The 26,215-nt window shown below is 68.0% G+C and carries 31 protein-coding genes; 10 read left to right on the plus strand and 21 right to left on the minus strand.

Annotated elements, in window-relative coordinates:
- Positions 1-33: 33 nt before the first annotated feature.
- From lptB to N5C25_RS00440, 5 genes are all read right to left on the minus strand, one after another.
- On the minus strand, positions 34-753 hold the full coding sequence (gene lptB, locus N5C25_RS00420) for an LPS export ABC transporter ATP-binding protein (protein WP_019659449.1): 720 nt from the start codon (positions 751-753) through the stop codon (positions 34-36).
- Complete coding sequence (gene lptA / locus N5C25_RS00425; protein WP_058979378.1) at positions 753-1,304, minus strand: lipopolysaccharide transport periplasmic protein LptA; 552 nt, start codon at positions 1,302-1,304, stop codon at positions 753-755. The genes lptB and lptA overlap by 1 nt, the downstream gene beginning before the upstream one ends.
- 103 nt (positions 1,305-1,407) lie before the next feature.
- Positions 1,408-1,983, minus strand: coding sequence for an LPS export ABC transporter periplasmic protein LptC (gene lptC, locus N5C25_RS00430; protein WP_058979375.1), 576 nt, complete (start codon positions 1,981-1,983; stop codon positions 1,408-1,410).
- A complete protein-coding gene (locus N5C25_RS00435; protein WP_019659446.1) occupies positions 1,980-2,528 on the minus strand; it encodes an HAD hydrolase family protein in 549 nt (182 codons plus the stop codon). Before N5C25_RS00435 ends, lptC begins: the two co-directional genes overlap by 4 nt.
- Positions 2,529-2,594: 66 nt before the next feature.
- On the minus strand, positions 2,595-3,596 hold the full coding sequence (locus N5C25_RS00440) for a KpsF/GutQ family sugar-phosphate isomerase (protein ID WP_019659445.1): 1,002 nt from the start codon (positions 3,594-3,596) through the stop codon (positions 2,595-2,597).
- 54 nt (positions 3,597-3,650) lie between these two features.
- On the opposite strand from N5C25_RS00440, the gene N5C25_RS00445 reads away from it, so the two are divergent.
- Genes N5C25_RS00445 through N5C25_RS00455 form a run of 3 tightly spaced genes read left to right on the plus strand, consistent with a single transcriptional unit; the run spans position 3,651 to position 5,488 of the window.
- The gene (locus N5C25_RS00445; RefSeq protein WP_021202589.1) at positions 3,651-3,881 is read left to right on the plus strand and encodes a BolA family protein; all 231 of its coding nucleotides are present in this window, start codon (positions 3,651-3,653) and stop codon (positions 3,879-3,881) included.
- A gap of 21 nt (positions 3,882-3,902) precedes the next feature.
- A complete protein-coding gene (murA, locus tag N5C25_RS00450; protein WP_058979374.1) occupies positions 3,903-5,174 on the plus strand; it encodes a UDP-N-acetylglucosamine 1-carboxyvinyltransferase in 1,272 nt (423 codons plus the stop codon).
- A complete protein-coding gene (locus tag N5C25_RS00455) occupies positions 5,171-5,488 on the plus strand; it encodes a hypothetical protein (RefSeq protein ID WP_032957609.1) in 318 nt (105 codons plus the stop codon). The genes murA and N5C25_RS00455 overlap by 4 nt, the downstream gene beginning before the upstream one ends.
- A 114-nt stretch (positions 5,489-5,602) precedes the next feature.
- On the opposite strand, the gene N5C25_RS00460 is transcribed toward N5C25_RS00455, so the two are convergent.
- The 7 genes from N5C25_RS00460 to purM form a co-directional block, all read right to left on the minus strand.
- Entirely contained in the window at positions 5,603-6,286 is a 684-nt protein-coding gene (locus N5C25_RS00460) for a DUF3108 domain-containing protein (RefSeq protein ID WP_019659442.1), read from the minus strand.
- 2 nt (positions 6,287-6,288) lie between these two features.
- The gene (locus N5C25_RS00465; protein WP_279936128.1) at positions 6,289-7,107 is read right to left on the minus strand and encodes a DUF3108 domain-containing protein; all 819 of its coding nucleotides are present in this window, start codon (positions 7,105-7,107) and stop codon (positions 6,289-6,291) included.
- A gap of 68 nt (positions 7,108-7,175) precedes the next feature.
- The gene (gene purN, locus N5C25_RS00470; RefSeq protein ID WP_251102240.1) at positions 7,176-7,835 is read right to left on the minus strand and encodes a phosphoribosylglycinamide formyltransferase; all 660 of its coding nucleotides are present in this window, start codon (positions 7,833-7,835) and stop codon (positions 7,176-7,178) included.
- Complete coding sequence (locus tag N5C25_RS00475) at positions 7,832-8,491, minus strand: DUF2238 domain-containing protein (RefSeq protein WP_019659439.1); 660 nt, start codon at positions 8,489-8,491, stop codon at positions 7,832-7,834. The genes purN and N5C25_RS00475 overlap by 4 nt, the downstream gene beginning before the upstream one ends.
- A 40-nt stretch (positions 8,492-8,531) precedes the next feature.
- Positions 8,532-8,954 carry a hypothetical protein gene (locus N5C25_RS00480; RefSeq protein WP_058979369.1) on the minus strand — a complete coding sequence of 141 codons (423 nt, stop codon included), beginning with the start codon at positions 8,952-8,954 and terminating at the stop codon, positions 8,532-8,534.
- Positions 8,951-9,439 (minus strand): hypothetical protein, encoded by a 489-nt coding sequence (locus N5C25_RS00485; protein ID WP_019659437.1) that lies wholly within the window; start codon positions 9,437-9,439, stop codon positions 8,951-8,953. The genes N5C25_RS00480 and N5C25_RS00485 overlap by 4 nt, the downstream gene beginning before the upstream one ends.
- 21 nt (positions 9,440-9,460) lie before the next feature.
- Positions 9,461-10,519 (minus strand): phosphoribosylformylglycinamidine cyclo-ligase, encoded by a 1,059-nt coding sequence (purM, locus tag N5C25_RS00490; RefSeq protein ID WP_019659436.1) that lies wholly within the window; start codon positions 10,517-10,519, stop codon positions 9,461-9,463.
- 99 nt (positions 10,520-10,618) lie between these two features.
- Between purM and N5C25_RS00495 the strand changes: the two genes are divergently transcribed.
- Genes N5C25_RS00495 through hda form a run of 3 tightly spaced genes read left to right on the plus strand, consistent with a single transcriptional unit; the run spans position 10,619 to position 13,631 of the window.
- A complete protein-coding gene (locus N5C25_RS00495; RefSeq protein WP_019659435.1) occupies positions 10,619-11,758 on the plus strand; it encodes a DUF2066 domain-containing protein in 1,140 nt (379 codons plus the stop codon).
- Entirely contained in the window at positions 11,755-12,924 is a 1,170-nt protein-coding gene (locus N5C25_RS00500) for an AI-2E family transporter (protein ID WP_058979367.1), read from the plus strand. The genes N5C25_RS00495 and N5C25_RS00500 overlap by 4 nt, the downstream gene beginning before the upstream one ends.
- Complete coding sequence (gene hda, locus N5C25_RS00505) at positions 12,924-13,631, plus strand: DnaA regulatory inactivator Hda (protein WP_021202582.1); 708 nt, start codon at positions 12,924-12,926, stop codon at positions 13,629-13,631. Before N5C25_RS00500 ends, hda begins: the two co-directional genes overlap by 1 nt.
- 620 nt (positions 13,632-14,251) lie before the next feature.
- Here the strand turns inward: hda and murU are convergent.
- From murU to N5C25_RS00525, 4 genes are all read right to left on the minus strand, one after another.
- Entirely contained in the window at positions 14,252-14,962 is a 711-nt protein-coding gene (gene murU / locus N5C25_RS00510; protein WP_279936129.1) for an N-acetylmuramate alpha-1-phosphate uridylyltransferase MurU, read from the minus strand.
- Positions 14,959-15,984 (minus strand): phosphotransferase, encoded by a 1,026-nt coding sequence (locus N5C25_RS00515; protein WP_279936130.1) that lies wholly within the window; start codon positions 15,982-15,984, stop codon positions 14,959-14,961. The genes murU and N5C25_RS00515 overlap by 4 nt, the downstream gene beginning before the upstream one ends.
- Before the next feature lie 64 nt (positions 15,985-16,048).
- A complete protein-coding gene (locus tag N5C25_RS00520) occupies positions 16,049-16,318 on the minus strand; it encodes a GlsB/YeaQ/YmgE family stress response membrane protein (RefSeq protein WP_019659430.1) in 270 nt (89 codons plus the stop codon).
- A gap of 70 nt (positions 16,319-16,388) precedes the next feature.
- Entirely contained in the window at positions 16,389-17,882 is a 1,494-nt protein-coding gene (locus N5C25_RS00525) for a M20 family metallopeptidase (protein WP_279936137.1), read from the minus strand.
- A 199-nt stretch (positions 17,883-18,081) separates the two neighbouring features.
- Between N5C25_RS00525 and N5C25_RS00530 the strand changes: the two genes are divergently transcribed.
- The 4 genes from N5C25_RS00530 to N5C25_RS00545 all read left to right on the plus strand — a co-directional run bounded on the left by N5C25_RS00530 (position 18,082) and on the right by N5C25_RS00545 (position 21,228).
- A complete protein-coding gene (locus tag N5C25_RS00530; RefSeq protein WP_032955193.1) occupies positions 18,082-18,408 on the plus strand; it encodes a helix-hairpin-helix domain-containing protein in 327 nt (108 codons plus the stop codon).
- Positions 18,409-18,759: 351 nt separating this feature from the next.
- Positions 18,760-19,842 carry a L,D-transpeptidase gene (locus tag N5C25_RS00535; RefSeq protein WP_111104316.1) on the plus strand — a complete coding sequence of 361 codons (1,083 nt, stop codon included), beginning with the start codon at positions 18,760-18,762 and terminating at the stop codon, positions 19,840-19,842.
- A gap of 17 nt (positions 19,843-19,859) precedes the next feature.
- Positions 19,860-20,585, plus strand: coding sequence for a murein L,D-transpeptidase catalytic domain family protein (locus N5C25_RS00540; RefSeq protein ID WP_262214163.1), 726 nt, complete (start codon positions 19,860-19,862; stop codon positions 20,583-20,585).
- A 34-nt stretch (positions 20,586-20,619) separates the two neighbouring features.
- Positions 20,620-21,228 (plus strand): HutD family protein, encoded by a 609-nt coding sequence (locus tag N5C25_RS00545; RefSeq protein ID WP_279936131.1) that lies wholly within the window; start codon positions 20,620-20,622, stop codon positions 21,226-21,228.
- A gap of 113 nt (positions 21,229-21,341) precedes the next feature.
- On the opposite strand, the gene N5C25_RS00550 is transcribed toward N5C25_RS00545, so the two are convergent.
- The 5 genes from N5C25_RS00550 to N5C25_RS00570 all read right to left on the minus strand — a co-directional run bounded on the left by N5C25_RS00550 (position 21,342) and on the right by N5C25_RS00570 (position 26,045).
- Positions 21,342-22,946: a sulfite reductase subunit alpha gene (locus tag N5C25_RS00550; protein WP_279936132.1), complete on the minus strand. Its 1,605-nt coding sequence runs from the start codon at positions 22,944-22,946 to the stop codon at positions 21,342-21,344.
- Positions 22,943-23,914, minus strand: a complete 972-nt coding sequence (locus tag N5C25_RS00555) for an FAD:protein FMN transferase (RefSeq protein WP_279936133.1) — start codon at positions 23,912-23,914, stop codon at positions 22,943-22,945. The genes N5C25_RS00550 and N5C25_RS00555 overlap by 4 nt, the downstream gene beginning before the upstream one ends.
- A 55-nt stretch (positions 23,915-23,969) precedes the next feature.
- A complete protein-coding gene (locus tag N5C25_RS00560; protein WP_058979350.1) occupies positions 23,970-24,773 on the minus strand; it encodes a DUF4198 domain-containing protein in 804 nt (267 codons plus the stop codon).
- 74 nt (positions 24,774-24,847) lie between these two features.
- Complete coding sequence (locus N5C25_RS00565; RefSeq protein WP_049413191.1) at positions 24,848-25,366, minus strand: DUF2271 domain-containing protein; 519 nt, start codon at positions 25,364-25,366, stop codon at positions 24,848-24,850.
- A 40-nt stretch (positions 25,367-25,406) separates the two neighbouring features.
- Complete coding sequence (locus N5C25_RS00570; RefSeq protein ID WP_058979348.1) at positions 25,407-26,045, minus strand: PepSY-associated TM helix domain-containing protein; 639 nt, start codon at positions 26,043-26,045, stop codon at positions 25,407-25,409.
- Positions 26,046-26,215: the final 170 nt, after the last annotated feature.

The raw sequence follows: 26,215 nt of genomic DNA on the forward strand, positions 1-26,215 counted from the left end.
GCCGAAAGGAAGGAAAGGGACCCGGCGACTGCTTCACAGCTTGAAGGAATCCCCGAGGTAGACGCGGCGTACATCGGCGTTGTCCAGGATCGCTTCCGGCGAACCCTGGGCCAGCACGCTGCCCTCGGCGAGGATATACGCGCGGTCGCAGATACCCAAGGTCTCGCGCACGTTGTGGTCGGTGATCAGCACGCCGATGCCACGCTGCTTGAGATGGGTGACGATGCGCTGGATCTCACCGACCGAAATCGGATCGACACCGGCGAACGGCTCGTCAAGCAGGATCAGGCGCGGCTGCGCTGCCAGGGCGCGGGCGATCTCGCAGCGGCGGCGTTCGCCACCGGACAGGCTGGCGCCAAGCTGGTCGGCAACATGGCCCAGCTGCAGTTCGTCGAGCAGGCTGTTCAATTCGCGCTCGCGGCCGGCCGCATCCAGGTCTTCGCGCAGCTCCAGCACCAGGCGGATGTTGTCGGCCACGGTCAGCTTGCGGAATACCGACGGTTCCTGCGGCAGATAGCCCACGCCCTGCTTGGCGCGGGTATACATCGGGTCGCCGGTGATGTCCTTGCCGTCGAGCACGATGCTGCCAGCGTCAGCCGCAACCAGGCCGACGATCATGTAGAAGCAGGTGGTCTTGCCGGCACCGTTGGGGCCCAGCAGGCCGACCACTTCGCCGGCGTCGAGGGTCAGCCCGAAATCCTTGACGACTTCGCGCTGCTTGTACTTCTTGCGCAGGCCCTTGGCGACGAGCATTACTTCCTGCTCCCGGCCGGCTGCGCCGGCGTGGTGGCCTTGGGCTGTGCCGCAGGCGCGGCCGGGGTCTTGTTCTTCGGCGGGATGACGGTGCGCACACGGCTGCCGTCACCACCGGAGTTCATTTCGCCGGTGCGGGTGTTGTAGACCATGCGCTGGCCGGCATTGGTGCCGCGCGCGCTGGTGACCTTGTAGTTGCCGGTCAGGGTGATGATCTCGGTCTTGATGTCGTAGTCGATGCGGTCGGCAACGGCATCCATCCAGGTGCCGTCATCGAGCTGCTGCTTCATCTTGGCCTGCTTGCCAGTGAACACCGCGCGCACGGCTTCGCCATCCTTGAGGTAGATCTCGGCCTCGGACGAGCGCAGGTCCAGCGTGCCCTGGGTGATGATCACGCCCTGCGACAGCACGGTCTTGCCGTCGCCGGTGAGCGTGCCGGACTGGGCGCCGGAATCGATGTGCATGTCTTCGTTGCGGTCGGTGGACTTGGCGAAGGCGGCGCTGGGGACAAGAAGACCGAGCGCGAGTACGGCGGCAAAGGGAATCTTCATCGGGGTCCGTTCTACCGGTGGGGGCCTCCCGGGCGGGCCGGGGGCGGAGGGTGGGGCTGCCAGCCCTGCGCCTGTCCGGAGACGTCGCGGGCTGGCGGCGGAATCAGCGTTTGGGCGTGTAACGGCCCTTGGACTGGCTGAGGAAATGATACGTGTTGTTCTTCGAATCCACTTCGAAGCCGACGCCGGACTGTTCCATGCCCGGGCGGGTCATGGTCACCAGGGCGTCGGTGCGGGCGCGGTTCTCCTTCGGGAACACGTCCAGATGGTCGGTGCGGAAGGTGGTCGGCACCACGCCCGGATCGGCCGGGCTGTCGCCGGCCACATTGCCGCGCAGCTTCATCTGGTCGCCCTTGGCGCTGAGCCAGCCGGTCTCGGCACGCAGGGTCCAGTGCTTGCCATCCTTGTCCGGCATCTCGAACAGCGGTGTGGCGATGTTGATGGTCTGGTCGCCACGCTGGCGCTCCAGCCGCGGCGCACGCAGGGTGGTCAACTCCTTGCCGTGCTCATCCAGGGCCACGATCTGGAAGTCGTGCAGAACGTAGTCCACACCCGGCTCCTGGCTGTCGTTGGCCGGGCCCTTGTCGCGGTTGCGCAGGGCGGCCCAGCTGCTGAGCAGCGCCGCCAGCAGCAGGCCGACGCCCAGCAGGGTGCGCCAGTTCAGTGTCGGCAGGCTCATGCGCCGAACCTCGCCAGCACCGCATCCACGTGGCCCTGTGCGGCCAGCAGGATGTCGCACAGTTCGCGGGCGGCGCCACGTCCGCCGTCGGCGCGGGTCTGCCAGTGCACGCGCTCGGCGATCCACGGGTGGGCGTTGGCCGGGGCCACTGCCAGGCCGACCGCGCCCAGCGGCGCCAGGTCCGGCAGGTCGTCGCCCATGAAGGCCACCTGCTCCAGGCCGACGCCGTGCTGCGCGCACAGCGCCTGCACGCTGGCCAGCTTGTCGCCCACGGCGATCTGGGTGTCGATGCCGAGGTCGGCGCCGCGCTTGAGCGCGGACTGGCTGTTGCGCGCGGTGATCAGCACGGGGTGGATACCGTGCTGCTGCAGCAGTTTCAGGCCCAGGCCATCCTGCACGAAGTACGCCTTGCTCTCGTTCCCTTCCTTGTCGTAGTACAGCCGACCGTCAGTGAGGGTGCCGTCCACGTCGAAGCAGGCCAGGCGGACGCGGGCCGCAGCGGCATGCAGGTGGGCAGGGAAGGCGGGCAGCGGGGACCAGGGCATCAGGGCAGCAGGCTCGGTGGGGTCGGGTGGGGCATTACAGACTGAATGGGGTCTACGGACTGTCGGTTAAACCACCCGGGCCCGCAACAGGTCATGAATGTTCAGGGCGCCTACCGCACGGCCCTGGTCATCGACCACGATCAGGCCGTTGATTTTCTGGGTTTCCATCTGCCGCGCGGCCTCCACGGCCAGCTGGTCGGCCCCGATGGTGCGCGGGTTGCGGGTCATCACGTCGGCGATCTTCGCGGTGCGCACGTCAAGCGCGCTGTCCAGCGCGCGGCGCAGGTCGCCGTCGGTGAACAGGCCGATCAGCACGCCATCGGCGTCGACCACGGCGGTCATCCCGAGTCGCTTGCGGCTCATTTCCACCAGCGCCTCGCTGAGGCTGGCGTCGGCACCCACGCTGGGCAGGTCCTCGCCGCTATGCATGACGTCGGTGATGTGCAGCAGCAGGCGGCGGCCGAGGCTGCCGGCCGGGTGCGAGCGGGCGAAATCGTCGGCGGTGAAGCCGCGTGCGTCGAGCAGGGCCACGGCCAGCGCATCGCCCATCGCCAGCGAGGCGGTGGTGCTGGAGGTCGGCGCCAGCGCCAGCGGGCAGGCCTCGGCCGGCACGCTGACGTCCAGGTGGATATCGGCGGCGGTGGCCAGGCTGGACTGCGGGCGGCCGGTCATGGAGATCAGCAGGTTGCCCTGGCGCTTGAGCACCGGCAACAGCATGAGCAGCTCGTCCGACTCCCCCGAATAGGACAGCGCCAGCACCACATCGTCCTCGGTGATCATGCCCAGGTCACCGTGTCCGGCCTCGCCAGGGTGCACGTAGAACGCCGGGGTGCCGGTGGAGGCGAGGGTGGCGGCGATCTTGCGGGCGATGTGCCCGGACTTGCCCATGCCGGTGGCGACCACACGCCCGCGGCTGGCCAGGATCGCCTGGCAGGCCTGCTGGAAGGCCTCGCCAAGGCGGTCGGCCACGGCCTCCAGCGCCTGCCGCTCGATCTCGAACACGCGGCGGCCACTGGCGATCAGGCCGGCAGGGTCGGCAGAACGGGGAGGCAACAGGGATTCGGCCATGCGGACGCCACGCAGCGGAAGTAGAATGGATGCACATTTTATTAGGAAAGCCCGTTGGACGCCGACACCATCCGCAATCTGATCGAAACCGGCCTGCCTGGCGCCCGCGCCGATGTGCGTGGCGACGATGGCGTGCATTTCGAAGCGACCGTGGTCTGCGAGGCCTTTGCCGGCAAGATGCCGCTGGCCCGCCACCGGATGGTCTATGCCACCCTCGGCGACCTGATGGGCGGCGCCATCCACGCGCTGGCACTGAAAACCGTGACCCCGGCCGAAGCCGGCTGAACCGCAGAAGATTCCCAATACATGGCCAAGATCGTTGTGACCGGCGGCGCTGCGCTGCACGGTGAAGTGAGCATCTCCGGCGCCAAGAACGCCGTCCTTCCCATCCTCTGCGCGACCCTGCTGGCCGATGCGCCGGTGGAGATCACCAACGTGCCGCACCTGCACGACGTGGTCACCACGGTGAAGCTGCTGGGCGAACTGGGTGCCAAGGTCACCATCGACCAGGGCACGCTGTCGCGCGGCAGCGCGATCGTGGTCGACCCACGTTCGGTCAACCAGCACGTGGCACCTTACGAGCTGGTCAAGACCATGCGCGCCTCGATCCTGGTGCTGGGCCCGCTGCTGGCCCGCTTCGGCGCGGCCGAAGTGTCGCTGCCGGGCGGCTGCGCGATCGGCTCGCGTCCGGTCGACCAGCACATCAAGGGCCTGCAGGCGCTGGGTGCCGAGATCGTGGTCGAGAACGGCTTCATCAAGGCCAGCGCCAAGCGGCTGAAGGGCGGCCACTTCACCTTCGACATGGTCAGCGTCACCGGCACCGAGAACGTGCTGATGGGCGCGGTGCTGGCCGAAGGCACCACCGTCCTCGACAACTGCGCGATGGAACCGGAAGTGACCGATCTGGCGCATTGCCTGATCGCGCTGGGCGCGAAGATCGAAGGCCTTGGCACTGCCCGCCTGGTCATCGAAGGCGTCGAGCGCCTGTCCGGCGGCCGCCACGAAGTGCTGCCCGACCGCATCGAAACCGGTACCTTCCTGGTCGCTGCGGCGATGACCGGCGGCAAGGTCACGGTCAACCGTGCGCGCCCGAACACCATGGACGCGGTGCTGTCCAAACTGGTCGAGGCCGGTGCGAAGATCGAGACCACCGAAGACACCATCACCCTGGACATGCAGGGCAAGCGACCGAAGGCGGTCAACCTGACCACCGCGCCGTACCCCGCATTCCCGACCGACATGCAGGCGCAGTTCATGGCGCTCAACTGCGTGGCCGACGGCGTGGGCGTGATCAACGAAACGATCTTCGAGAACCGTTTCATGCACGTCAACGAACTGCTGCGCCTGGGCGCGGACATACAGGTTGAAGGCCACACCGCCATCGTGCGTGGCAGCGAGACCCTGAGCGGTGCGCCGGTGATGGCCACCGACCTGCGTGCCTCGGCCTCGCTGATCCTGGCCGGCCTGATGGCCAGCGGGGAGACCACCATCGACCGCATCTATCACCTTGATCGTGGCTACGAGAACATCGAAGAGAAGCTGTCTTCGCTCGGTGCCACCATCCGGCGCGTGCCATGATCCTGCGCGGCAAGTTCAGCCCGCGCCGCAAGGCGCTGCTGGCCTTGGTGCTGATCGTGCTGGCGTGGCTGGGCTATGCCTGGTACGCCAACATCGCCATCACCCAGGGCATCGAGCAGAAGGACATGGACTGGAACGGCGACGGCACGGTCTCGCGTGACGAGATCATCGAATCGTTCTACGCGGTCGCGGTGAACGACAGCCAGGACGGCAACCGCCATTGCCGCACCTTCGTCTGGCGCAGCACCGGCGAGCAGATCCGCGTGGACTGCCGCACCGAGTTCAAGCCCGCTGCGGCCGAGGAAAAGAAGTAAGAAAAACGCCCGCGAAAGCGGGCGTTTTTCCCGGGGCGTCCATCCACGCATGGCGTGGATCTACTCCAGGTTTCCAGTAGATCCACGCCATGCGTGGATGACGTGGATCTCCGGTCAGTTCAGCGCCTTGATGGTCAGGTCCAGCGCATCACGTCCGCCCTCACGCTGCAGCATGCGCGCCGGCACCGGGAACTCCGGCACGATCCAGGCGATCAGCTCCTTGTTGCCGTCGGCGCGCGAGACCTTGGTGGCCTCGTAGCTCTTGCCGCCCACGGTGATCGATTCCTTGCCGACCACGCGGTAGGTCATGTTCTTGATGCGGCCTTCGTCGACCATGCGATAGGTCAGCGGCTTGCCGGCGGCCAGGTCACGGGTGATCGCCAGGTTGATCAGCAGCGCATCCATGTCACCGGCCTTCAGCGCGATGGGGCCGGCACGGTCCGGCTTGATGTCGCCGGTCCAGGTGGCCTGGTTGCTGGTCCAGTTGTAATTGGCCTGCACGTTGCGCTTCTTCACCAGCAGCGCCGAGCGGTCCTGGCTGCTCAGCGGGCGCAGTTGCCCACGCACTTCCTCGAACACGGTGCTCTGGCTCAGGTCGGCCAGCTGGTTCTTCACCTGGAGGCTGTAGCGCCACTTGTTGCTGCCTTCGTTGGACAGGGTCATCGTGCCGTTGGCCTGCATGCCCATGTAGCTGGCCAGGTAATCCGCCTTGAAAGGTTGCAGGGCCATGGCCGGCAGGCTGGCCACGGACAGGGCAGCGGCCGCGATCCAGGCGAGGGGGCGGGTCGGGATGCTCATGCTCAGACTCCTTGGTATTCGATCAGGCGCAGATCGACGCGGTCTTCGCCGTCTTCGCGTTGCAGGATGCGCACCGGGGTGGGGACCCCGTTGGCGATCCAGAGGATGGTTTCATTGTTGCCGCCGTTGGTCCGGTAGACCCGCAGCGCGTTGTAGGACAGGTCGCCGACCTCGACGTTCTCGGTCTGCGGCGCGGCCTGGTAGTCATGCTGGCGGACCTTGCCCATGTCCACGTAGCGGTAGTGCATCGCGGCGCCTGGGCGGGCGTCGCGCATGATTGCCAGATTGATCAGCAGCGCACTCTGGTCGCCCGGCTGCAGCGGAATCGGCTGTGCGCGCTTCTTCTCGACATCGCCGCTCCACTGCGCGGTACCGGCCTGCCAGTTGTACGTGCCGACCGCCTTCTTGCCGAGAAACAGGCCTTTGCGCACCGTGCTCTGGCTCAGCGGTGCATAGGAGCCAGCGCGCTCCTCGAAGACCGTGCTCTGCTCGATGTTCAGTCCCAGCACGCTGGCGAACCCGCGGCGGCCGACCACCTGCATGTCCACCCGCCACTGGTTGCCGCCGGTGTGGGTGACCTGCATGCTGGCGTCGCCGGCCTCCTTGCCCTTGTAGAAGGCCTGGTAGGTGGCGCTGAACGGCTGCAGCGGCGGCGGTTCCCACGCCAATGCCGGCAGGGCCGGGGCCGTCGTTCCGGCCGGCGGTTGCACCGCTGGCGCCGGAACCGGCGAGGCAGGCGCCTGTGCCTGGCCCCAACCCACGCCGGGAAGCACGACAAGCGACAGCAGCAATGAAGTGGACAGCAGGGCCGTGGTCTTCATGGAGGACAGGAGCTGCAGGAGGGGGGCAGGATGCCAGCCCCGCAGTCAGCGGGGCGTGTGCGTGGGCGTTACCGGTTCAGGTTCCCGGCGGAATCTAGGACCAGTGGGCTAAACAGGGGGTGACCATCCAGCAGTGGCTGGCCCTCCCGTTCAGCCAGGCGGCCGGCGCACAGCAGCTGCAGGGTGGCGATCAGCAGCGGATGCTCCACCGCCAGCACACGCGCCGCCAGGCTGTCGGCGTCATCGCCGGGCATCACCGGCACCCGCGCCTGGGCCAGCACGGCGCCGGCATCCAGCTCGGGCACCACCAGGTGCACGCTGGCCCCATGCTCCGCATCGCCGGCGTGCAGCGCCCGCGCATGCGTGTCCAGCCCCTTGTGCAGCGGTAGCAGGGAGGGGTGGATGTTGACCAGCCGGCCATTGAAGCGCTGCACGAAGGCGGCGCCGAGAATGCGCATGTAGCCGGCGCAGACGATCAGATCCGGCGCGACCGCGGCCAGTGCATCGCCCAAGGCCTGCTCGTAGGCGGCGCGGTCACCGAATTCTTTCGGTGCATGCGCCCAGCGCAGGCTGTCGCCGACCCGTTGCAGCGCGGCTGCGGCTGGGCGGTCGGAGAACACGCCGACAACCTCGGCGGGCAGGCGGCCGTCAGCAATTGCGTCAAGGATGGCCTGCAGGTTGCTGCCGCGGCCGGAGGCGAGCACGGCAATGCGGGTGGGCGTGCTCATTGCCGGGCACTCCGGCGGATCAACGGCCAGGTCAGCAGACTGCCCAGGGTCGCCAGCAGCATGTCGGCATGAGCGTCCCACATGTCGCCCTGCTGCCCGTTGTAGGCCTCGGCGGCGTCGGGCGACAGGGCAAGCGCGATGGCCCACTCGAACCACTCGTAGACCAGGCTGGCGCACATCACCGTCATCACCGCCAGGCTGAAGGCCTGGCCCAGGCGCAGCGCCGGCCAGGCATGCCGGGCCAGCTGCAGCAGCGCGGGGGTGAAGCAGACGCCGAACAACAAGTGGATGAGACGGTCGAAGTGGTTGCGCTGCCAGCCGAAGGCGGCATTCGGCGACCAGCCGGCCAGCGCCTGTGCCCAAGCGTCGTAGGGCACGTTGGAGTACAGCCAGCGCGCGCCCACGCAATGCAGTGCGATGAAGCCACAGATCGCGATGAAGGCGCCATTGCCCAGCCAGCCACGACGGTCCACCCAGAGCAGGGCAGCCAGGCCGACGACGGTGAGCGAGCTGTGCAGGGCCTGTTCGACGGGCCACAGCGGATCGATCCAGCTGACCAGGAACACGGCCAGTACGGCGGCGAAGGCCAGCTTCTTGGGCAGTGAAACACGATAGCCGCGGGCAGTGGCGTTTGCGGCGGTGGCGGGCGCGGACATGTCGGATCGGTCAGGAGGAAGCGATGGGTTGCCTGCGGGCTCAGGCACTGAGGTGGTCGCCGCGGTCGAACAATGCGGCCATGTCAGGCTTGGACAGGAACACCCGGGCATAGGCCGTCAGCGCCATGCCCAACGGGCCGGCAAGCACTGCCAGCCATGCCGCGCGCTGGCACCAGGCCAGCCCGGTGCGGCGCGACAGCAGGCGCGCGGTGTGCAGCTGTACGAAGCCAAGCGCCGCCGCCAACAACGAAATGACCCCGTAGACCGTGGCCAGCGCCGCGCCTTCGTCCAACCCGCGGGAACTGGCGACCAGGCCGATGAAACCGAGGAAGGCCAACGCGGCCAGCCAGTGGAAACCTGCCAACGCGTAGAACAGCACCTTCAGCGTCTGCAGGTGGCTGGCCAACTGCAGCTGCGCCAGGGTCTGCTGTGGCAATGGCGGAGGCGCGCCCGGCATCGTCATGCAGCCGTGCCAGCTGCATCGAAGGCGGCCTTCACCTGCGGGCGCAGCAGTGTGACCAGGGTGAACACCCCTAGAACGGTGCCCAGCGGCGCGAACAGGCAGAGCAGGCCGGCCACGATCAGGCACAGCAGGTAACGACGCCGCCGGGCCACGCAGCGGCCGGCATGGATGACGAATGCGGCCATGCCCAGGCCGCCGGCGACGAACACGGTCCCCAGGACCGTGAACACCCAGCCGAACAGGCGCTGTTCGGCCGGCGACGAGGGCTGGCCCCCGGAGTTCATCGGCAGATGGCCGCTCAGCGCACTGATGCCGAGCACGATGTACAGAATGAAAAACAGCGAGAGCAGCGCAATCAGGCCACCGAACACATAGTGGGCGATGGACAGCGCGCGCAGGTGGTCAGCGTCCTGCCTGCTGAAGACCGGCACCGCCGCCAACGGCGGTGGTACCGGGGTGGGTGCCAGGGGGGGCGTTGCGTCCATGCGGGCTCCTGGTTGCCGGGCTCAGCCGATGTGGACGCGCTCGGCGCCTTCGGCGGTGACCACCTGGCCGATGGTCCAGTGCTCCAGGCCCTGCGCCCTGACCGCCTCGGACACGGCAGCCTCCTGGTCCGGCGCGACGATCAGCACGAAGCCGATGCCGCAGTTGAAGGTGCGCCACATCTCGCTGTCGGCCACGGCGCCTTCCTTCTGCAGCCACTGGAATACCGGCGGCAGGGTCCAGGACGAGGCCTGGATGTCCAGGCCGAGGCCGTCGGGCACCACGCGGATGATGTTCTCGGTCAGCCCGCCACCGGTGATGTGGGCCATGCCGTGAATGGCCTCGCCGTGTGACTTCAGCAGCGCCAGGATCGGCTTGACGTACAGGCGGGTCGGCGCCATCAGCGCATCGACCAGCTTCACGCCGCCTTCCAGCTCCAGCTCGGCCGGGCGGCCGGCACGGTCGTAGATGCGGCGCACCAGCGAGTAGCCGTTGGAGTGCGGGCCGGACGAGGCGATGCCGATCAGCACGTCGCCGGCAGCCACGCTGGCGCCGTCCTTCAGCTCGCTCTTCTCGACCGCGGCCACCGTGAAGCCGGCCAGGTCGTATTCGCCCGGGGCATACATGTCGGGCATTTCAGCGGTTTCACCACCGATCAGCGCGCAGCCGGCCTCGGTGCAGCCGTTGGCGATGCCGCCCACGACCGCCGCGGCGGTGTCGATGTCCAGCTTGCCGGTCGCGAAGTAGTCCAGGAAGAACAGCGGCTCGGCACCCTGTACCAGCACGTCGTTCACGCACATGGCGACCAGGTCGATGCCGATCGTATCGTGGCGGTTCAGCTGGTGCGCCAGCTTCAGCTTGGTGCCCACGCCGTCGGTACCCGACACCAGCACCGGCTCGCGGTACTTGTTGGACAGGTCGAAGAGGGCGCCGAAGCCGCCCAGGCCGCCCATCACTTCCGGCCGGAAGCTGCGCTTGACCAGGGGCTTGATCCGCTCGACCAGCTCGTTGCCGGCGTCGATGTCGACACCCGCGTCACGATAGGTAAGGGGGGAGGGGGCGGAAGACGGGGTGTTGGTCACGGGCGTCGGCGCTGGCAGGGGTTGAACGGGCGATTTTAACAGGCCGCATTGGCGCAAAGGCCGTATTCGGGCAACAATTCCCCCGGATACGTCGAGCCAATGGATGTCCTGATGCGCCGCAGCCTGATTCTGACCCTGCTCCTTGCGCTGAGCCTGCCGGTGGCCACGATGGCCCAGAGCGGCCTTCGCACCGAGGGTGATGTCGCCACCGCCAGTGGCGCGTACGAGGCCGAAGTGCCCGTCAACAGCCAAGCCGAAGCCGATCGCAACGGCGCCCTGGCCCGCGCCCTGAGCGTGGTACTGGGCAAGCTGTCCGGTGATCGCAACGTGATGTCGCGCCCCGGTGTGGTGCAGGCACTGCGCAATGCCAAGGACTACGTGGCCAGCTACGACTACAAGCAGGACCAGAGCGTAGGCGCCAGCGGCGCGCCGAGCTTCCGGACCCTGCTGGTGGCCCGTTTCCGCGAGGACGACGTCGATTCGCTGGTCTCGGCGCTGGGCCTGCCGCTGTGGCCGCAGCCGCGACCGAAGCCGGTGGTGTGGCTGGCCGTGGATGACGGCAGCGGCCCGCGCCTGGTCAGCGTGCAGCAGGCCAATGCCGCCCGCCCACTGCTGAACCGCGCCATCGAGCGCGGCTACAAGCTCGGCCTGCCCAGCGGCGGTGCCGCCGAGCAGGCGCTGGCCGGTGCCATCTGGCGCCAGGACAGTGCCGCCGTGGCCCGCGCCTCCTCGCGCTACTCACCGCCGATGCAGCTGATCGGCAAGCTCTACCGCGCCAACGGCGGCTGGCAGGCGGACTGGGTGTTCGTCGACAACGGCCGTGAGCTGAACAAGTGGACCAGCAAGGACGCCAACGCCATGCGGGCGATGGCGGCCGGCGCCGATGGCGCCGCCGATGCGCTGGTCAGGCGCTATGCGAAGGCCGGCGCCGCCGTCGGCCAGGCCGGAACCTACCGCGTGGTGGTCACCGGCATCAACAGTGCCGACGACTACCTGCGCCTTGCCGCCGGCCTGCGCGAGGTGCCGGTGGTGCGCAACGTCACCCCGCTGCATGCTTCGGCCGGCCAGCTGGAGCTGAGCCTGGAGATGACCACCGGCCTGGCCGGCTTCAACCGCATGCTGGGCGACAACGGTGTACTGGTGCCGAGCGCGCCGCTGCCGGCCCTGCCGACGCCGATCGACGACACCACCGGTGCCCCGGTCGCAGCACCGGTCAGCAATGAGTACCGCCTGCGATGACCCTGACCCCGGAAGCGGAAATCGCGCAGTTCCTGCGCCGGCTGAAGTACATCCTGTTCGCCGGCCTGGTCGGCTGGGTGGTGTGGCTGCTGGCCCCGATCCTGACCCCGTTCGTGCTGGCGCTGGCACTGGCCTGGCTGGGCGACCCGCTGGTGGACCGCATCGAGGCCACCGGCCGCTCGCGCATGACCGGCGTGGTGCTGGTGTTCGCGGCGATGGTGCTGGTGATCGTGGCGCTGCTGCTGGTGCTGGTGCCGATGATCGAGCGCCAGATCACCACCCTGATCGCGGTCGCGCCGCAGGCGCAGGCGTGGCTGATGGAAAAGGGGATTCCCTGGTTCGAGCAGAAGACCGGCCTGGAAGTGATGCAGTGGCTGGATCCGGACCGCCTGATCGAGTGGGTGCGCAGCCACTGGCAGCAGGCCGGCGGCGTCGCCACCACGTTCATGGGCTACGTCTCGCGTTCGGGTTTTGCGATGGTGACCTGGGTGGTCAACATCCTGCTGCTGCCGATCCTGGCGTTCTACTTCCTGCGCGACTGGGACAAGCTGGTCGAGCGGGTGGCCTCGGTGATTCCGCGCAACCACATCGGCACCATCACTGCGCTGGCGCGTGAGTCCAACGAGGTGTTGGGGGCGTTCATCCGCGGCCAGTTCCTGGTGATGCTGGCATTGGGCGTGATCTACGCCGGCGGCCTGTCGTTGGTAGGCCTCAAGCTGGGCCTGCTGATTGGCCTGATTGCCGGCCTGATCAGCTTCATCCCCTACCTGGGCGCGACCACCGGCGTGCTGATGGCGGTGATTGCCGCGCTGGTGCAGGCACAGGGCTTCGACCTGAAGCTGCTGATCCTGGTCGGCGTGGTGTTCACCGTGGGCCAGCTGCTGGAGAGCTACGTACTGACCCCGCGCATTGTCGGCGACAAGATCGGCCTGCATCCGGTGGCGGTGATCTTCGCGGTAATGGCCGGCGGCCAGCTGTTCGGCTTCCTCGGCATGCTGCTGGCGCTGCCGGTGGCGGCGGTGACCAACGTGCTGCTGCGCTATGCGCACCAGCGTTACCGCCTGAGCGAGCTGTACGTGGGCGAGAAGCCGGCGATCGTGCTTGATGGCGTGGTCGATGCGCCCCATATCATCGTTCCGACCGACAAGGGCCCCGACCTGAAGTGATGGGTGTGCCGCAACTGCCGCTGGCCCTGCATTACCCGCGGGACCAGCGCTTGGAGACCTTCATCGGCGCGCCGGATGGCGCGCTGGCGCAGCTGCGTGCGATCGCGGTCGGCGCCAGCCACGATTGGGTCTACCTGGAAGGCGCGGCGGGCACCGGCAAGACCCACCAGGCGCTGGCGACGTGCTCCAGCGCCGAGCAGGCCGGGCGCCTGCCGACGTACGTGCCACTGGCCAGCGCCGCCGGCCGCGTTCGTGCAGCGCTCGACGGGCTGGACGCACGCGAACTGGTGGCGCTGGACGGGCTGGACGAGGTTGCCGGCAACCGCGAGGACGAGATCGCGCTGTTTGATTTCCACAACCGCGCGCGTGCAGCAGGCGTGACCGTGCTGTACACGGCGCAGAAGGCGCCGGAAGAACTGGGCCTGGTACTGCCGGACCTGCGTTCGCGGCTGGGCCAGTGCGTGCGCGTGCTGCTGCAGCCGCTGGATGAGGAAGGTCGTGCTGCGGTGCTGCGCGAGCGCGCGCTGCGACGCGGCCTGGCCATCGACGAAGCGGCCATCGAGTGGCTGCTGTCGCACACCGGGCGCGAGCTGGGTGGGTTGATCACGCTGCTGGACTGGCTGGACCGCGAATCGCTGGCGGCGAAGCGGCGGATCACCGTGCCGTTCCTGCGCCAGGTGCTGGAAGAAGGCCGGCCTCGTTACTGAGGGTGGGGTTTGTTTGCAGGGCTGCGCCCTGCACCCGCGGTAGTGCCGGCCGCTGGCCGGCAACTTCAACAGCAACGTCAAATGCTGGCTTCCTGAGGGGGGCGGGGTGGCTCAGGTTGCGGGGGACGGCGCAAGTACGTCCATGTAGCCTCGATCGCGCCATCCATGGCGCTCACGCCCCCGCAACCGGACCCACCCCGCCTTCGACAGGTTCCCGCGATCTGCCGGGACTGCGTACTGCACTGCTGTTGGTGGGTGTCGACCATGGTCGACACGTGTCTTGCTTGTGGTGGGTGACGACCGTTGGTCGTCACCGGAGCAAGCGCAGCGAAGCGACCCGCTTTTGCTTTTCTTTCCTTTCTTCCGTGGCTGGACGCCCACGGAAACTGTCAGAGGCCGGGCGGGTGGGCCATGCAGGGGCGTTGGCGCCATGGATGGCGCCATCGAGCTTACAGGGGTGAGAGCGCTTTGCTTGCGAAGCACTGCTTCGCAAGCGCCTGAACGCACAGCCGCCAGCGGCTGGGCCGGGCCCCGGAGGGGGACTTGCAGCGTCCCCTGCGCAGCCCACCCCGACCGGCCAAGCACGGCTTCTGCTTTCAATGAGTCCAGCCACGAGGGGCTCAGCCGTTCGCCGCCAACTCAACATCCAGCGCATGCAGGCGATCCACGGTACCCACATCGGTCCAACGCCCGCGATGGTGCTGCCCGGTCATCAACCCCTGCGCCATGAAATGCTTCTGCAGCGGCACCACCGAGAACTTCGGCGGCATCCGCTCGCTGCCCGGCGCATCGCCGATCACCGCGCGCCAGTCGGCCACAATCGAGGGGCGGTACACGCCGATGCCGGCATAGGTCAGGCACGGCCCTGCGCGGTCGTGGTGCAGCAGGCCCTGCGCATCGAGTCGGTAGTCACCGTCGGGGTGTTGCGCCGGATTGTCGACCAGCACCAGGTGTGCCTGGCCCTGCGGCTCGCGCGGCAGCGTGGCGAAATCGAAATCGGTCCAGATATCACCGTTCACCACCAGGAACGGGGCATCGCCCAGCACCGGCAATGCGTTGAGGATGCCGCCGCCGGTTTCCAGCGGGGTCGCTCCTTCGTACAGGAAATGCAGGTGCAGGCCCCATTGGCTGCCATCGCCCAGCGTCGCCGGGAACTGTTCGGCCAGCCATGCGGTGTTGACCACCACCTCGCGCACGCCGAGTGCGGCCAGGCGTTCCAGGTGCCAGACGATCAACGGCTTGCCAGCCACTTCCAGCAGCGGCTTGGGCGTGTGCAGGGTCAGCGGGCGCATGCGCTCGCCGAGGCCAGCGGCAAAGACCAGCGCCTTCATCGGGCCACGCGCATCGGTGCACCAAGCTCGGCCAGCGCCGGCTTGATGCGCTCGTCCAGCAGCTGCTGCAGCGGTGCCAGCTCGCGGTAGCGCGGCAGTACTTCATCCAGGTAGCCGATGAAGCGCGGCGCGTCGTCCAGGTAATGGCCCTTGTTGTCGCGGTAGCGCAGGCGGCAGAACAGGCCAAGGATCTTCACGTGGCGCTGGATACCCATCCAGTCGGCATCGCGCAGGAAGGTGGCGCGATCGGGTACCGGCAGGCCGGCGTCGCGTGCGCGCTCGTGGTACTGCGCCAGCCACTCGTCCACGCGCTGCAGCGGCCAGCTCAGGAAGGCGTCCTTGAACAGGCTCACCGCATCGTAGGCGATCGGGCCACGCACCAGGTCCTGGAAATCCAGCACCGCGGGGCCGTCCTCGACCGGCATCAGGTTGCGCGGCATGTAGTCGCGGTGGGTCATCAGCTGGGCCTGGCCCAATGCGTTGTCCATCAACCGGCGGTGTACCAGCTGCAGCCCTTCAATCTCGCCACAGTCCAGTTCCAGCTGCAGGTGGCGCTGCAGGAACCACTCGTCGAACAGGCCGGCATCGCGCTGCAGCAGCGCTTCGCCGAACTGGCCGAAGTCGGCCGGCACCGGGATCGCCTGCAGGCGCAGCAGCTGTTCGATCGAGCGGCCGAACCATTCATCGGCGTTGCGCTCGTCGAGGATCCTGGCCAGGGTCGGGCCGCCGAGATCTTCCAGCAGCAGGAAGCCGGCTTCCAGGTCCTGCGCCAGCAATGCAGGCACGCGCAGGCCGTTGTCGTGCAGCAGGCCGCGCATGCGCAGCCACGGCCGCGGATCTTCCAGCCCCGGCGGAGCGTCCATCACGATGTGGCTGCCGCGCGTGCTGGTGGTACGCCAGTAGCTGCGCATGCCGGCATCCACCGAAGCGCGTTCGACTACCGCGTTGGCGTCATCGAGCTGGGTACGGGCCCACTGCAGGCGCTGCGCGCTGCGCTGGGGATCGGAGGCGGGTTCGGTCATGCGGGCATATCCGGGCGCGCCGGGCGCGCCAACGTCGGGAGCAGGAGGGGAAGGAGGGACGGGGTCAGCGGCGGCCGCTGAACAGGCGCAGGACGGCCAGCACGGCCACCGCGCCCACTACCGCACCGAGGAAACCGGCCGGTTCGCCGGGAGCGTACCAGCCCATGTACTGGCCGAACCAACCGGCCACCAGCGCGCCAATGATGCCCAGCACGATGGTCAGCAGGCAGCCCATGCGGTTGTTGCCGGGCATGAAGAAGCGCCCGAGCAGGCCGACGACGAAGCCGACCAGCAGGATGTACAGCCAGCTGCTGCTGCCGAACAGACCATTCATGTGCATGTGTTCCGCTTTGGGTGGACGCAGCCTAGCAAGGCCAGGCTGCGTCCGTCACGGTGTGCCGTAATCAGCAGCAGCCGTGGTCGCCGTGGCGGGTGCCGCTGTCGGCAGCCACTGGCGAACCGCTGGTCTCGCCGCGCAGGCTGGCGGCATAGTGCTCGCTGATCACCTTGGACACGCAGGCGGTGACCTTCTTGCCCATCGGGATGTGCAGGAACTCGTTGGGGCCATGTGCATTGGAATGCGGGCCGAGCACGCCGGTGATCATGAACTGCGCGCCCGGGAACTTCTCGCCCAGCATGCCCATGAACGGGATCGAGCCGCCTTCGCCCATGTACATCGCCGGCTTGCCGAAGAAGGCCTGGCTGGCGTCGTCAATGGCCTGGGTCAGCCACGGCGCCATGGCCGGTGCGTTCCAGCCGGTGGAGGCCTTTTCCAAGTCCAGGGTGACCTGCGCGCCGTTCGGCGGGTCGCGCAGCAGCGCTTCCTTCAGCAGTTCCCCGCAGGTCTTGCCATCGGCAGTCGGCGGCAGGCGCAGCGAGAGCTTCACCGAGGTCTGCGGACGCAGCACGTTGCCGGCCGATTCCAGCGGCGGCATGCCACCGACGCCGGTGACCGACAGCGCCGGGCGCCAGGTGCGGTTGAGCACCAGCTCGGTCAGGTCCTCGTTCATGGGGCGCAGGCCGTCGACCATCGGGAATTTCTCGAAGATCTCGGTATCCACCACTTCGGCCGCGCGCTTGGCCTGTTCCAGGCGTTCGGCCGGGATTTCCACGTTCATGCCGTCGATCAGGATGCGGCCGGTGTCCTGGTCCTCGATGCGCGACAGCAGCTGGCGCAGCAGGCGGAAGCTGGACGGCACCACGCCGGAGGCATCGCCGGAATGCACGCCTTCGTTGAGCACCTTCACGGTGAAGTTGCCGCCGGTCAGGCCGCGCAGCGAGGTGGTGCACCACAGCTGGTCGTAGTTGGCGCAGCCCGAATCCAGGCAGACCACCAGCGACGGCTTGCCGATGCGGTCGGCCAGGTGGTCGACGTAGGCCGGCAGGTCATAGCTGCCCGATTCTTCACAGGCTTCGATCAGCACCACGCAGCGGGCGTGCGGCAGGCCCTGGGCCTGCAGCGCCAGCACCGCAGCCAGCGAGCCGAAGATGGCGTAGCCGTCATCCGCACCGCCGCGGCCATACAGTTTGTCGCCGCGCAGGACCGGGGTCCACGGGCCGAGATCGTCGTCCCAGCCGGTCATTTCCGGCTGCTTGTCCAGGTGGCCGTAGAGCAGGATGGTGTCGTCGCCGGTTTCCGGGCCGGAGGCCGGAATTTCCAGGAAGATCAGCGGGGTGCGGCCTTCCAGGCGCACCACTTCAACCTTCAGGCCGGGCAGCTGCTGGGCCCTGGCCCAGTTCTCCATCAGCGTGACCGCCTGTTCCATGTAGCCGTTCTGCACCCAATTGGCGTCGAACATCGGCGACTTGTTGGGAATGCGGATGTAGTCGACCAACTGCGGGACGATTTCCCTGTCCCACTTGTCATTGACGAATTGGCCGAGCTTGGCGCTGTCCATCTGAAACTCCGGTTGCATGGGCTGATCCCGCCATTCTACGCCTGTGCCACGGGTAGGGTTTTTCCTACATCACGTCGGGTATTTGGCTGGCTTTTAGAAATCCAGGAAACCGATAGGCTGTGTGCATGTGGTGACGGACACTGTTCCTACCGACGGGATTGCCGGTCGGGACGTCCAGAATCACAAGGAGATACACGTCGTGCCTTGGAGTGTCGTGTTGAGGGCACTGGTGCTGGTCGTGTGGATCGCTGGGGCGCATGCCGCCGAACCGATCGACATCAACCGCGCCGATGCCCAGGCGCTGCAGCAGGGATTGACGATGGTCGGAGCCGCCAAGGCCGAGGCGATCGTCGAGCACCGGCGCAGACACGGCCCGTTTCATCGCGTCGAGGACCTGGCGCAGGTGAAGGGGATAGGGAAAGCCATCGTCGAACGGAATCGACAGCGGATCACCGTAGGCAACAGGTTGTTGCCGGCGGATCCGGTACCCGGATCGGTACCGGTGCGAACCGTACCGAGGCGCTGACAGCAGGAATCGTCGGAACCGGCAGGACGCTGGTTCACCGGTCACGGACAGGACGCCCGTGACCACCGACCGCCGCAGGACGCGGCACCACTCACCAGGATGGTGGCATCACAGACCTGTGGAAGGGGCTGAGATACAAACAGGACAGACGCGGCCGCGTGCAGGATGCAACGCTGCCCCCACAGCGCAGGATGCGAGGGGGCGGCAGCAGGCCGACAAGGACGTAACGATTGCCCGGTACGACACATGGCTGTGTCGCCGGGCAATTTCATTTCCGGGGCCTGGTTTTGCCGCGGCCACCACGGGCCGATGGTGTACGGTGGCCGCTCCGCATGGAAAGGACCCCGCTGGATGCTTGTGCACCGCCCCACGACCCTGATGCTCGCCCTGGCACTGACTCTGCCACTGCAGGCCCACGCCGCTGCGCCGACGCCGACAGCCACGCCCGCGGCCGCAGCCAGCACCGCTGAAGTGCGCGGACCGACCGACCTGAAACCGGGCGAATACCTGTGGCATCCGGAAATCTCGCCGACCGGCCCGATCGTGCTGGTGGTCAGCCTCGATGAGCAGCGCGCCTACGTCTACCGCAACGGCATTGCCATCGGCCTGACCACGATCAGCTCGGGCAAGGCCGGGCACGAGACGCCGACCGGCGTGTTCACCATCCTGCAGAAGGACAAGGACCACAGGTCCAACCTCTACAACAGCGCGCCGATGCCGTACATGCAGCGGCTGACTTGGGACGGTATCGCTCTGCATGGCGGCAGCCTGCCCGGGCATCCCGCCTCGCACGGCTGCGTGCGCCTGCCGCAGGCCTTCGCGCAGAAGCTGTTCAGCGAAACTCAACGCGGCGATACCGTGGTCGTGGCCGACGCCAAGAGCTCGCCGATGACCCTGGCCTATCCGTCGGTACTGGCACCCGTGAATGCGCGTGGGCAGGCCCTGCCGGAGGCAGAGGGCGGAGCGCCGGCGCAGGCGTGGTGGAACGACAGCGTGGCCCCGGCCGGGCAGGTCGGCATCCTGGTCAGCCTGCACGACCAGCGCCTGTACGTGCTGCGCGATGGCGTGATGATCGGCGAGTCGCCGTTGAAGGCGGACGCGCTGCCGGCCTTCCAGGGGACCACGCTGTTCGTGATGGGGCAGGGTTACAGCGACACCCCCAGCCCGCTGGACGTGAACCAGCGCCTGCACCAGTGGACGGCCTACCCGTTGCTGGGCCAGGATCGCGCCCAGGCCACGCCGGACCTGCTGGCCACGCCCTCGCTGCCGATGGCGCTGCCGGCCGATTTCGCCCGCCAGCTGTACCAGGTGCTGGTGCCGGGCACGACCCTGCTGGTGACCTCGCTGCCGGCGGTCCGCCCAAGCCCGGCTGAATCCGGAATGCAGCCGGTCTTGGAATCCGAGCCGCCAGGGTCCACCCTCAAGGGCAACTGAGTCCCCTCGTTGTGCCCATGACTGCATCCCGCCTGTGCCGGCTGGCCGCGTTCGGCCTGCTGGCGACCTCGGCCAGCGCCCCGGCGCTGGCACAGACGCCCGCCCTCGCCACCTCTGCCGATGATCTGGCTGCCCTGCTGTCGCGCAGTGCGCCCAAGGCCGACCGCCACGTGTTGCAGCTGGCGGCGCGCGCCATGCGCTGCGCGCTGCAGCGGCCGGAGCTGGGCATCAACGGTGATCGGCTCAGCGTGATCGATTACTCGCGCCCGTCCACCGAGCCGCGCCTGTGGGTGTTCGACCTGGCCCACCAGCGCCTGTTGTTCGAGGAATGGGTGGCGCATGGCCGCAACAGCGGCGAGAACCGCACCGAGCACTTCTCCAACCGCGACGGCAGTTTCATGTCCAGCCTCGGCGCGTTCACCGCGCAGGAGACCTACATGGGCGGCAATGGATATTCGCTGCGCCTGGCCGGGCTGGAACCGGGCTTCAATGACCGTGCGCGCGATCGCGCGATCGTCATCCACGGCGCACCGTATGTGAACCCGGCCACCGCCCAGCTGCAGGGGCGGCTCGGCCGCAGCCTGGGTTGCCCGGCGGTGCGCCTGTCGGTGGCCAAGCCGCTGATCGACGCATTGCGCGGCGGCACGATGGTGTTTGCTTACTACCCCGACCAGGATTGGCTGAAGCACTCGCAGCTGCTGGCCGGCGGATGCGGTGGCCAGGGCACGCTCACCACGCGGTGATGCGCGACGGCGCGCGGCATGATGCAATGCGCGGATGACCATCGACTCCCTGCTGCACACTCCGAGCCAGGTAATCTCCCGCCTGGACTACCGCCGCGAACGCTGGCGCAACGGCCTGGGCTGGACGCGCGAGATCCTGCGCCTGCCTGCGCAGGGCAATGACTGGGCGCTGCGCCTGTCGGTGGCCGAGATCGAGCAGGACGCCGCGTTCTCCGCCTTCCCCGGCGTGGAGCGCGAACTGGTACTGCTGCAGGGCAATGGCGTGCGTCTTCGCTTCGAGGATGGCCGTGTGGCGGAAGTGCTGCCGCCACACGGGCGGGTGCGCTTTGCCGGCGAGGAAACGCTGCACGGCGAACTGGTCGATGGCACCACACATGATTTCAACCTGATGTGGAAGCGCGAGCTGCTGCAGGCCGAACTGCTGCACCGGCCACTGGTGGGCACGATGTTCTTCTTCTGCGAACCGGGCGTGGCCTGGGCACTGCATCTGCTGGCCGGTCAGGCGGAGTTCGGTGCCGGCAGTGGCCTGCCGCCGCTGCAGGCCGGCGATACCGCGTGGTTGTCAGCGGGTGAACGGCAGCGGCACGCTTTGCAGGGCGGGGGCGAGTTGTTGGCGATACGGGTCAGTGCGGCGGCGGGATGATGCCTCGGCGCCGGTGGGCGCTATCCACGCATGGCGTGGATCTACTGGGGGGTTACCAACCATGCCTTGACACGCCGCGCAGTAGATCCACGCCATGCGTGGATGCGGCGACCTCAATACACATCGCGCCGGTAACGACCGGCCAGCAGCAGCGCTTCCTTGTCCGCAGTCCCCAGCACCTGCTCGATCACCGCATCCACCGCCGGGGCCATGCCCTGCAGGCTGCCGCAGACCAGGATCGTCGCGCCCTCATCCACCCACCGCCGCAGTGTTGCCGCTTCGGCCAGTAACCGGTCCTGCACATAGCGATGCACACCGCCATCGCGGCTGAACACTGCATCCAGCCGCGCCAGCGTGCCGTCGGCCAGCATCGCCTGCAGCTCTTCGCCGAAATGGAAGTCGTGGGCGGCGGTGCGCTCACCGAACAGCAGCCAGGTACGGCGGGCGCCACTGCGTACGCGTTCGTGCAGGTGTGCGCGCAGGCCGGCGATGCCGGTGCCATTGCCGATCAGCAGCAGCGGTACCTCGGCGGCGACGCCGTGGAAATTGTCGTTGCGGCGCAGGCGCAGCTGCACCGGCTCGCCAATGGCCGCGTGGTCGCACAGCCAGCCACTGCCGATGCCGGGCGTGCCGTCCGCGCGCAGCTGTCGGCGCAGCAGCAGCTCCACCGCGCCGTCGGCCATCACTGAGGCGATGGAGTACTCGCGATGCGGCAGCGGTTGCAGGGTCGCCAGCAATGCGGGCAGATCACCCGGGGGAACCAATGAGGGCAGGTGCGAGCGCGCGACACACGCCAGCAACGTCTGCCCGTCATCCAGCACGGTATCCGCATCGAAGCGTTGTGCGTCCAGCCAGGCACGCACGGTGTGCGATGCGTGCTGCGGGCCGATCTCGGCGATGTCACCGGCCTGCCACTGCGCATCTGCATCGGCCGGGGCCTGCAGGCGCAGCCAATACACGGGGCCGCCAGGGCTGCCGGCGTTCAGATGCTCGCGCTGCAGCAGCGTCCACGGCTGGTACTCGGCCGGGCTCCAGTCGGGCAGTTCGCTGGCGCCGCCGCCGAGCTGGCCCAGCAATTGCTGCCAATGGCGCAGCGCGGCCGGATCGGCGTTGTCGACCTCGATCGCATCGAACAGCGGATGCGCACCGTGCTGGCGCAGCCACTGGTCGAGCTGGTGGCCGAATCCGCAGAAGTGGCCGTAACTGCGGTCGCCCAGTGCGAGCACGCCGTACTGCAGGTGCTGCAGCGCAGGCGGTGAGGCCATCACGCCGCGCAGGAACGGCAGCGCATGATCGGGTGGGTCGCCTTCGCCAGTGGTGCTGGCGATGAACAATGCACGCTCGCTGTCGGCCAGCAGCGTGGCGTCGACCTCATGCAGGCCGCGCACACGCACCGGCACGCCGGCACCGCGCAATGCCTCGGCACTGCGTTCGGCCAGTTCGCGGGCAAAACCGGTCTGGCTGGACCAGACCATCAGGATCGGTGCGACGTCGCCAGAGGCAGCATCGTCGCGCGGTCGCCCACGCCACCGCAGTGCGGCGCAGGCCAGCGCATACAGCGCGGTGGCGATGATCGCGATCTGCGTTTGCCGTGCCGGCGGCGCGCCCTGCCACCAGGCTTCGCCGAGATGCAGTCGCAGCAGCGCCCAGGCGATCAGCGCCAGCAGGAGCAGGACCAGTGCGTTGCCGAGCCACGCGCGCGATGGACGTGCGCTCATGCGTCCTGCTCGTCGAGCAGGCGCTGTAAGGCGCTGCTGAGAAATTCGCGCGGGCCGTCTGCTGCACGCTGCAGGTAGCGAGCAGCCAGGCCTTCGCGTTCGGCCAGCGCCATGCCCTGTTCGTGGCCGAGCACGGTCAGTGCAGTGGCCCAGGCATCGGCGTGCATGGCGTCGTCGGCCACCACGGTGACCGCTGCGGCGACCTGCCGCACCGGTCTGCCAGAGCGCGGGTCCAGGCTGTGACTGTAAGCCTCGCCATCGGCCTGGTACTGGTGCCAGCGATCACCGGAGGTGGCCACCGCCTTGCCCTCCAGTACCAGCACCCGTGGCGGAGTATCGGTCTGCGCATCCTCTTCCGGCGCCGATTCCACCAGCACGCGCCACGGCTGGCCATCCGGTTTCCGGCCATAGCCGGCCAGTTCGCCACCGACCTCGATCAGCGCGGCAGCGATGCCTTGTCCGCGCAGCCACGCGGCGACGTGATCGACGCCGAAGCCCTTGGCGATCGCAGAGAGATCCAGTTCCAGCCCACCCGGTTGCAGCAGCGCATCGCCCTGCCACTGCAAGCGCTGCCAACCGCAGCGCTCGCGCGTGGCCTGTACGGTGGTGGCATCGGGTTGGCGGCGCTCGCCGGCGTGTGCACCGAAGCCCCACAGCGCAACCAGCGGACCGATGGTGGGATCAAAGGCGCCGCTACTGGCGGCAGCGATGGCCTGTGCGCAGGCCAGAACGTGGCGCGTTTCGGCGGGCAGTACACACCATTGGCCAGTGTCGGCGCGGTTGTAGCGGCTCAGATCCGAACCGCGCTCCCAGGTACTCATCTGCGCGACCACCTCGTCCAGGCGCGCCTGGATGCCGGCATGCAGCGGATGCAGGTCGCGCTGGCGCGGCGCAACCAGCGACACGCTCCAGGTGGTGCCCATGGTGGTGCCACCGAGGCGGGCGATGTCGTACAGGGAATCGGTCATGGCGGGTGTTGCGGGCGCGATGCCGGGACGTGCCCGGCATCGCGGTCCACGTCTATTACTGCGGCAGCACTTCCAGCGTGGCGACGTAGCTCAGGCGGCGCTTGGCGGCCTGCTTCACCGAGGTCTTGTTGTCTTCGGTGCCGGTTTCCAGCCAGTACATGCCGGCTTCCGGCCAGGTCACCTTGATCTCGCCCTTGGCGTCGCTGGTGAGCTTCAGTTCGTCCTGTGCGTTGCGGTAGCGGGTGGCACCACGCACGATCTCGAACTCCAGGCCGGCGGTCGGCTTGCCATCGACCAGTACGCGGAAGGTGGCTTCCTCGCCGGCGAACAGGTCATTCGGGTGGCCGACGGCGACCAGCTCGATGCCACGGTTGGTCGGCTTCAGCGCGGTGTCGTTCGGCGCACCGTTGGTGACGAAGGTCTCCACGCGGCCCACCGACTGGCTCAGTTCGAGCTTCTTCGCGTCCTTGGGCAGTTCGCCGAGGGTTGCCACGCTGCCACGCCAGCGCTTGCGCTCGCCGTTCTGCTCGTAGGTGGCGAACAGGCCGTCATTGACCGAGGCGATGCGGTAGGTGCCGGGCTGCTTCAGTTCGATGTCGAACACGCTGCGGTACTTGCCGGTCGCTGCGTTCTGCGGCTGCACGGTGCTGCCGTCCGGCGCGGTGATCACCAGCGATTCCAGGCGCAGCGGCACGTGGTTGAAGTAGAACAGGTCGTTGGAGACCGCACCGTCGACGGTGATCCACGGTGCATTGCCGGCGATCACGGTCTGCGAGGGCAGCAGCCAGGCCTTGTGGGCCAGGGCGGAGAAGGGAAGGGCAGCGGCCAGGGCGGCGGCGAGGACGAGCGTGCGCTTCATGCGGAGGACTCCAGTGGATGCGGGGTGATGCGGCAAGGAGAAGGGGATTACGACTTAATCCCCTCCGTCCCCTCTCAGGGTTTGACGGACAGGGTGACCTGGCCCAGTTCGGTGGCGCCCTGCGCCTTGCCGTTCTGCGCGGCGGTGGCCGGCCAGGTAAAGGGGATCTTCAGCAGTTCACGGCCGCCGACTTCGCGCACTGCTTCGACCACCAGGGTGTAGTTGCCGGGGGCCAGCTGCTTCAGTGCCGGCTGCCTGTCGTTGAACGACAGCGCGTGCTTGCCGGCCGGGCGGGTCGGGCCGGTCACGCCGTCCACCGGCACCTGCAGGGTGCGGCCGCTCTTGCGCCACCACTGGCGCAGGTCGGGCAGCCACTTGGTGCCGTGGCCTTCGCTGTTGCTGGTCTGCTGGTACCAGACCGACAGGTTGGCCGCGACCTTCTGGTCGGCGCCTTCCAGCCACACCGCCACATACGGGCGGTGGTATTCGGCCACGTTGAGCTTGGGCACTTCGACGTTGATGTCGAGGGTGGCGGCATAGGCCGGCGAGGTGGCCAGCAGGCCGCTGAGGGCGATGGTCAGGGTGACGCGCATGGGGCGGCTCCGGAGGAACGGATGGAATTCACGGTGGAAGTCAGTGGATCAGCAGCAGGGCGATCAACAGCGGGATCATCAGGCCGAGGCCGACCAGCGGCCAGGTCATGCGCCGCTGCCGCGCATGCAGGTGCAGCAGGAACAGGCCGGTGATGCAGAACACCAGGCAGGCCACGGCGAACAGGTCCAGGAACCAGCCCCATGCCGGGCCTGCGTTGCGGCCCTTGTGCAGGTCGTTGAGGTAGGAGACCACGCCGCGCGAAGTCGATTCGTACTCCACCGCGCCGGTCTCGCGGTCGATGCTCAGCCAGGCGTCGCCACCGGGGCGTGGCAGCGACAGGTAGATCTCCTCAGCCGACCACTCGGCCGGACGTCCGCCGATGGCGATGCCCAGCTGCGTGTCCAGCCATTGCCGGGCCGGGCGCGGGATCGGCGCGTTGCCGTCTTCGCGCGTGCCGAGCTGGCCCAGCAGCGCGGCCGGCAGCTCCAGGCGCTGGTTCTGCACCTGGGGTTTGGCCTCGATCTTCGCGGCATGGTTGAGAGTCAGGCCGGTCACCGCGAACAGCAGCATGCCGATCAGGCACACCGCCGAGCTGATCCAGTGCCACTGGTGCAGCGTCCGCAGCCAGAAGCCACGGTTCTGTTGCTGCTGCACGGTGGAAGAGGCAGGACGGCTCACGGCACGGTTCGAGGCGGACGGGGACTGCCCATTACATCATTGATGAGAATAGCTCGCAATTGCGTGTCGTTCTGTATCCCGGAGCAGGTATTTCGGGGTGCCGGCCAGCGGTCGGCACTACCGACTGGCCGGCAATCCCGCGGATCAGTAGATCCACTCCATGCGTGGAT

This window comes from Stenotrophomonas sp. GD03958 (assembly GCF_029839005.1).
Lineage (GTDB): Bacteria > Pseudomonadota > Gammaproteobacteria > Xanthomonadales > Xanthomonadaceae > Stenotrophomonas > Stenotrophomonas hibiscicola.